The sequence below is a fragment of the Polynucleobacter sp. 39-46-10 genome, assembly GCF_002282275.1.
Genome location: NZ_NCJB01000128.1, coordinates 1 through 7,086, shown reverse-complemented (window position 1 = coordinate 7,086; position 7,086 = coordinate 1). Strand labels below are relative to the sequence as shown.

At 41.4% G+C, this 7,086-nt stretch carries 10 protein-coding genes; 4 read left to right on the top strand and 6 right to left on the bottom strand.

The features are described from left to right. The coding region (locus tag B7X71_RS10490; protein ID WP_293600711.1) for a hypothetical protein at positions 1-1,167 on the top strand (1,167 nt) is incomplete at its 5' end. A gap of 21 nt (positions 1,168-1,188) precedes the next feature. After that, complete coding sequence (locus B7X71_RS10485; protein WP_293600710.1) at positions 1,189-1,842, top strand: VTC domain-containing protein; 654 nt, start codon at positions 1,189-1,191, stop codon at positions 1,840-1,842. 219 nt (positions 1,843-2,061) lie between these two features. Here the strand turns inward: B7X71_RS10485 and B7X71_RS17910 are convergent, their stop codons facing one another. From B7X71_RS17910 to B7X71_RS10460, 6 genes are all read right to left on the bottom strand, one after another. Beyond that, positions 2,062-2,280 carry an IS3 family transposase gene (locus B7X71_RS17910; RefSeq protein WP_363926951.1) on the bottom strand — a complete coding sequence of 73 codons (219 nt, stop codon included), beginning with the start codon at positions 2,278-2,280 and terminating at the stop codon, positions 2,062-2,064. A 95-nt stretch (positions 2,281-2,375) separates the two neighbouring features. Further along, positions 2,376-2,921: an IS3 family transposase gene (locus B7X71_RS10480; protein WP_293600709.1), complete on the bottom strand. Its 546-nt coding sequence runs from the start codon at positions 2,919-2,921 to the stop codon at positions 2,376-2,378. Beyond that, entirely contained in the window at positions 2,918-3,199 is a 282-nt protein-coding gene (locus B7X71_RS10475; protein WP_293600708.1) for a transposase, read from the bottom strand. Before B7X71_RS10475 ends, B7X71_RS10480 begins: the two co-directional genes overlap by 4 nt. A 352-nt stretch (positions 3,200-3,551) precedes the next feature. Further along, a complete protein-coding gene (locus B7X71_RS10470; RefSeq protein ID WP_293600707.1) occupies positions 3,552-4,625 on the bottom strand; it encodes a glycosyltransferase in 1,074 nt (357 codons plus the stop codon). 81 nt (positions 4,626-4,706) lie between these two features. Continuing rightward, complete coding sequence (locus B7X71_RS10465) at positions 4,707-5,735, bottom strand: ionic transporter y4hA (protein WP_293600706.1); 1,029 nt, start codon at positions 5,733-5,735, stop codon at positions 4,707-4,709. A 145-nt stretch (positions 5,736-5,880) separates the two neighbouring features. Continuing rightward, positions 5,881-6,033: a hypothetical protein gene (locus B7X71_RS10460; RefSeq protein ID WP_293600705.1), complete on the bottom strand. Its 153-nt coding sequence runs from the start codon at positions 6,031-6,033 to the stop codon at positions 5,881-5,883. Positions 6,034-6,163: 130 nt separating this feature from the next. Between B7X71_RS10460 and B7X71_RS10455 the strand changes: the two genes are divergently transcribed. After that, a complete protein-coding gene (locus tag B7X71_RS10455) occupies positions 6,164-6,664 on the top strand; it encodes a DUF308 domain-containing protein (protein WP_293600704.1) in 501 nt (166 codons plus the stop codon). A gap of 68 nt (positions 6,665-6,732) precedes the next feature. Beyond that, positions 6,733-6,906, top strand: coding sequence for a hypothetical protein (locus tag B7X71_RS10450; RefSeq protein WP_293600703.1), 174 nt, complete (start codon positions 6,733-6,735; stop codon positions 6,904-6,906). Positions 6,907-7,086: the final 180 nt, after the last annotated feature.

Sequence of the window (7,086 nt, the reverse complement as noted above, 5' to 3'; positions counted from 1 at the left end):
GTTAACTGTGAAGATGGATATAAATTTGCTTCAGTGGTAAATAGAATAATTCCTGCAAGTGCGCCACTCTACGGACGAGGTAATATTAAAATCAATTTAACTAGAAGGCTTGCCTGTGATAAGCGTGGGACAAATCTAGTCGGAATTGATTTAATTACTGAATATGGTGATAATGAGATTAAATACAAAATTAATACCAAAAATATCAAACCCAAAGATTTAAATCCGCTGGCTCCAAAAAATGAAGCAATACCCTCTTTCATCCGGAAAGATTCAATAGGAGATTTTTTTATTCCAGCTGGTAATTGGGTAGTCAATCAACCAATTATTTTTCCTTATGGCAAGGATTTAAAAATTGCAGCCGGAGCAAATATTTCATTCATGCCTGGAGCAAGCCTGATTATCAATGGAAGATTGAACGCTTCTGGTAACGCATTAAATCCCATTACTCTCAGGGGGCACAATGATAAATATTGGAATGGGATTTATATTTATGGTTCTAACAAGCCCTCATTACTAAAGAATGTCAAAATAAAAAATTTAAACGTAATTCCAAACAGACTACTTTCTCTTACTGGAGGTATAACATTTTATGGTACAAGTGTAATTATTGATGGAATTAATATTGATAATGTGACAAGCGAGGACGCAATAAATTTCGTTCATACTCAATTCTCCATAAAAAACGCTAATATTTTAAACACGCGATCAGATGCTATTGATTCAGATTTTTCTTCCGGCTATATTGAAAATTCAAGTTTTTCATCTATCGGGGGCGATGCAATTGATCTTTCAGGATCTACCATTAACATATCCTCAGTTACAGCCTTCAATGTCAAAGATAAAGCTATTTCTGTAGGTGAAAAATCACGCTCTTCCATAGTTGATCTATCTGTAGCAGTTGCTGGGACTGGAATTGCGGTTAAAGATGAATCTTATGCTGAAGTTCATGGTTTTAAAGCAAAAAATCTAGCCAATAATGTTTTCATGGTCTATAACAAAAAAACAGAGTATGGTCCAGCTACTTTAGTTGCTAAAACTGTTGATGATTATTCAAATTTAAGTCAAGTGCAATTTGGTAATTCTTTGGTATTGAATGAAATTTCTATCAAGCAACAAAGTATTAATGTCAATAACTTATACTCGAGCGGTAGCATGAAAAAATGATCTCTCATACTGAAATGCGCTATGAGCTCAAATACCGTTTTTTTTGCCAAGAATATCTTAGATTTGTATTCATGGATTAGTGCTTCTCCTAGTTTTTTGGCCCAGTCTTATCCCGATAGATTTGTAAATAGTATCTATTTTGAAACGCTCAATAAGTCCTCGGAAAATGAAATATTGGTTGATTCAGTTGATAAAACTAAAGTGCGATTGCGCTGGTATGGGAGTTCCACTCCAATAAGTCATCTTGAGGTTAAGAAAAAGAATGGATATGTATGCGATAAAAAATCTTTTTTTCAAGTGCAGTCCCCGAATTTAGATATTAAATCAAGGATTCTTACTGCAAGATCGTGCTACGTTCATGAGCACTCTGTTTTGGAGTTTTTATTAAATCCCGTGCTCTGGATTGGTTATGAAAGGACGTACTTTGCTTCCAATCATCCAAACTTTGAAGGCTTCAGGGTGACTGTTGATAGAATGATTAGTTATGCCGAAATAAGGGATGAAAAAATATATGGTTCTAAAATTCTTGAGTCGGATGATGTGATCCTTGAGGTTAAATTCCCAGTTTCACTTTATGAAAAAGCAAGCCCATTATTGCGCTCTATAAATTGTGAGTTAACAAAAAACTCAAAATTTACATCCGGAGTTATGGGGTTAAATAATATCTACTATTGATGGCAACTGACTTGCCCTCTTGATCATTTACCTGTTTTTTTGGCCACGTCTTTTTGGGCTCTTTGCCAAATTTGAGTACTATAAAACCCAAAAGGGCTCAGTTTTATAGGGATGATTAGGTAATTGTGTAGATAAGTTTCTTTCATTAAATTGTTATAAACTGCGAATATGACATTGAAAAATTGTGGCATGGCATTCCCCCAATATCTTAGACACTTTTCATAATGCACTTTGACGTTGTTCGAACGTCATTGCACTTAATTGAGCAAGGTGCTTGTGATGCCTTACTCGGTTATATAACTCTTCGATGTATTCAAAGATTTCGGATTTTGCTACGGTTCTAATTGGGCAGATCTTTTTCTTAAGGGGCCCACTCTTTAGAATGCTAAAGAAGAATTCAGCGGCTGCGTTATCCCAGTAATAGCTTCGTCTACTCATACTCGGGCTCAAGCGATTGTCCTTGCACCAGCGAGCAAACTCATCACCGCTGAACTGACTGTCTTGATCCGAGTGGATGATAGGGCTTTCTTGGGCTATCTGCGCCAGATTGCCATAGTCAAGGCATCGAGCACCAAGCGGGTTTGCATCCGTGCTTGCATAATCCAACCCACTACTAATCTGGATTGCAAATCAATCACCACCGTCAAGTACAACCAGCCTTCGTAGGTCCGGATATAGGTAATGTCGGTCACCCAAGCTTGATCCGGTACCTCATGGGTAAATTTACGCTGCAATTGATTGGGGGAGACCAAAGCGGGTCGACCCACTCGGTAGCGTGGGCGCTTATACCCGCGGATGGAGCGCAGTTGCGAAGCCTTCATGAGCCTTGCCACGCGGTTCTTGCTACAGCTGATCCCGGCTTCTTTGGGGACATGGTAAATCTGTGGACTGCCATAGATCCCCATGCTTTGATCGTAGTGATAGCGGATCTGTGCCGATAACTTGGCATTCTCCAGAGCCCGAAGTGACTGGCACTCCTTGAGCCAAGTGTAATAACCGCTGTGGTGCACCTTCAATACTTGGCACATGCTCAAAAGCCGGAACTCCTGGCGATGCTCTTTGATAAATGCGCACTTCACTCAGACACTTTGGCAAAGTACGCGGTGGCCTTTTTTAGGATATTGCGCTCTTCGGCAGTTCGCCTGAGCTCTGCTTTGAGCTTAGTCATCTCAGCTTGTAGGGCTTTGACATCTTCTATTGGTGTCACATCTGGCTCCTTGAGTTTTCGGGTCCAGGTGTAGTGCGGGCCTACAGGGACACCTAAACGACTAGAAACCTCTGTGGCTGAATAACCTTTTTCAATAATTTGTTTAACAGTTTCTACTTTGAACTCAGCGGTGTATTTGGTTCGCTTCATAACTACTCCCTTGATTCATTGTTGACAATATTAACTAACTGTCTACTGAATCGGGGGAATGCCAGTTAGGCGACGTATAGATTGCGAATGATGATCTTAATTGCGCCATGATTCGTTCGTAAATGTTTATAGCAAACGCCACGAGTGGCGTATTCAGAATCCACACAGAAGTTGCTCGATGAGTGTGCGGAGCAACTTACTGCTGTGCATGGTCTTGCCCATTAACGAACTAGGCGTATTTGTAAATGAGAATGAGTAAGTTTTGTAGATTTGATGGGTGCTCGGGCGCGTGGTGTAAAAAGCCCGCAAACAACATGTATCACTCTCTTGCTAGGGCAAGATATAGAGCCTCTTAGCCGATATGCATCCAGCGTGGCGCCTTAAAGCGAACAATCTTGGAATAAATCCGTACATAGTAAATGATGAAAACAAGGCTAGCCGCCATCAGGATAGGGGTTGATTCCCACCACAAAATTGCAGGAGTAATGCCAAGAATGGTGAGGGCCCAAAGATAGGGGGCAGTTCTTGCATTGGCTGAGAATACGCTTTCATTGCAATGCGGCCTTAAGATTCTTCTATAAATTAAGGTGTGAAAATGTATGCCATCTGGCTGTCCAGGGCTCTTACCTTGATGGATTTTTCTGCGATAGATTGTGAACAGTGTTTCAAGGATTGGGTAGCCATTAATTAGCAATGCAAACCAAGGTGAAATTTCTTGATGTCTATAGGTCAGCATGACACTGAGGCTGGCAATCCAAAATCCAATAAGATAGGCGCCACCATCACCCAAAAAGATTAGCCCTCTTGGGTAGTTCCAGACAAAGAAACCCAAAATAGAAGCAGCCATGATCAGACTCAGATACATAATCTGTGGGTCGGCAACTACATAACTGACATATGAAATAGCTAGTAATGTAATGATTCCTACCATACTTGCCAAACCATTAAAGCCGTCAATAATGTTGTAAGCATTGGCTAGACCAGTAATTGCGAATACAGTTATTGCAGCCCCAATAATTGGAACGCCCAGAGCAAAATCAAGATAAGGAATATCGAGTCTAGTGATTTGAGCGGGCATCAGGTAAACCAATAGCATTGCAGCAATTGCAGTAAATATCAGCCTAAGTCGAACACTAATTTTTTTCGTTAAGTCCTCTGTGAGGCCAATAGCAAATGTTGGGATGGCGCAGACTAATAGAGTGATCTCAGTAATTGGCGCATGATTGTTTTTGAGCCTCAATAAGAGTGCTGCAAATATCCCAATTGCGATACTAATGCCACCAATTCTGGGGACGACCTGAGTATGAAATTTTTGTGGCCCTGAAAGGTCTGAATCGGCCGAGAATTGCTCATGCAGATGCTTGAAGCGAATAATGAGAAGAGTCGCAACAAATGAGGATAAAAAAGCAGCTAATAAACTTGACATGAAGTCATTATAAATTCTAAAAACATACTTTTAACTTGATTTGATCTAGTTTTAAAAATTTTCCTAAGAATTTCTTATATTTTAAGGTACCAAACTCAAAAACAAGAACTCAAAGAAGATAATCAAGTGAACAATTCCCTGCAAGAGGGTGGTTCTGCCAATGGCCAGCGTTAGGGCCCCAATAAAGAATGACAGGTACATCAGCGTCATATTCAGGCTGCTGATGCCTAAACTCAGCGGCAAATCAAAAATGATTGCACAGGCCGCCACCGTCGGAATGGTGAGTCCAATACTGGCTAAGGCGGAGCCTAGCGCCAAGTTCAAGCTACTCTGTAAACGATTAGCCCTAGCAGCCCTGACTGCCGCAAAGCCCTCTGGTAGAAGCACCAACATCGCAATGGCAATACCAACCACCGTTTTGGGTGCACCTGCAGCTTTGACTCCCGCCTCAATTGCGGGGTTTAGGGCTTCAGCGAGACCTACCACTGCTGCAAGGGAAATGAGCAATAACAGGAGGCTAGTAGCAGTCTTGAGATTGCTAGGCTTTTCTGCATGTGTCTCACTATTGGTCTTTTGATCTTCTGCTTTAGGAAGGTAATAATCGCGATGGCTCACTGTCTGAAAGAATATAAAGGCCCCGTATAAAGCAAAAGAGGCTACCCCTGCAAAGGCGAGCTGCCCTTTGGTAAAGTCTGGCCCGGGGGTGCTCACTGTCACCATCGGCATGACCAGAATGAATGTAGCTAAAGCAGTCAGTACTGCTAAAGCAGAATTAGTACCTTCATTACGAAAAGACATCTCATGGTGTTTAAAGCCGCCCATGAAGATACATAAGCCAATAACACCGTTCATCACAATCATGACGGTAGCAAATACTGCATCACGCGCAATAAACTCTGAGCCCTCATGACCAGCAAACATCATAGCAATGATGAGTGAGGCTTCAATGATGGTCACACTAATGGCGAGTACTAGAGTTCCATAGGGTTCACCAGTTTTGTGGGCAATGACTTCTGCATGGTGAACTGCAGAGAGGACTGCCCCAATCAGGGTAATGCTCATTAAAGCAATGAACCAAGTTTGATTTAGCAGTGGGTTCAGGATATCCATTAATTAGGGTGCTTACTCTATAGGTCTGTAATCAAAAATTCGTTTATAAGGTAACTCATGGTTAATCACTTAATCATCAACCTGTATTGCTACCGAGTTTAACTAAATACCAAAGTCATTCCAATCCACAGAAGGGCAACAGCGCTTAATAGGGTTGTACCCAGTTTTTGAGGAAATACTCTAGGCTGTTGATATAGACCTGATCATTACGACCGAAGTAGCGATCAAAATGCTTCCACACCATAGAACCGACTAGCACTGGTAGCAAGATTGCTAGGATTTCGAAAATAATAGTCATGATGTTTTCATTCAATATGGCTGATTTGTATCTCCACGGGCTCTAAAAGGATGTTTTAGTATCAAACCCTGAGATAATAGAGGGGTTACCGAATTTGTATTTATCTTCTTACCTTTTGAAAGCTTTTCACATGACCGAGCTGTCCCTTACCCAAGTAAAAGAAATCCGCGCCGCTGTTTTAGGGGCTGCTGCCAAAGTGCCAGGCACCCTCATTGGTGGGCAAACCTTGTTTTCTTTTGTGACAATTAATGTGCTGGGCGCTTTCTTAATTCTGGGTGGTGTTTTACAGTTTGCGCATGCCATCAAATCGAGTGGCTGGAAGAGTGTGTCCATTCAGGTAGTGTTGGCAGTTTTGTATATTGCCGCTGGTTTATATACCTGGGCATTTCCGATTCCTGCGCTCGAAGCCATTACGCTTTGGTTGGCAGCCATCTTCTTTGTTACTGGTGTGCTGCGTTTAATTTCAGCATTTCAGCACCGTCACTTCAATGAGTGGATTTGGTTGGTGTTGTCTTCAGCTATCTCTATTTTGATGGGTGTTCTCATCATGAATGGCTATCCTGAGAGTAGCCTTTGGTTGCCCGGCCTACTGATGAGCTTTTATTGCAAGGCTGGTCATTGCTGTTTCTAGGATTAGCAGCGCGTTCTTTGACTAAGTAATACTGGGGGAAATGTTTTAAACATTTATTGATTATGACAATGAAGAAAACAGACCTCTATAAGAACCTAGCCTTAATTACTGCTCAGCGTATGAAAAATGCTGCTAAGACACCAAAGCCGGGTGCTGCAGAGCGTATTGCGAAAACTAAAAAAGAGCTCGCTAGCAGCAATCCGATGCTGGCCTCTTTGATGGGCAAGACTAAGTCAAAATAATCCTGCACTCAGATCATCAATATTTACTCTTCAATAGATTGAGTAAGCGCGATTAAGTTACTCCATTGAAAAAAGATCACTCACTTTTTCTGATTGATTTGCTAAAAGTGAGTGCAGCTTTGCTGATTATTTTGCATCACCTATCGAGTTATGGACAGATAGCTATAGATGCAAAATTAG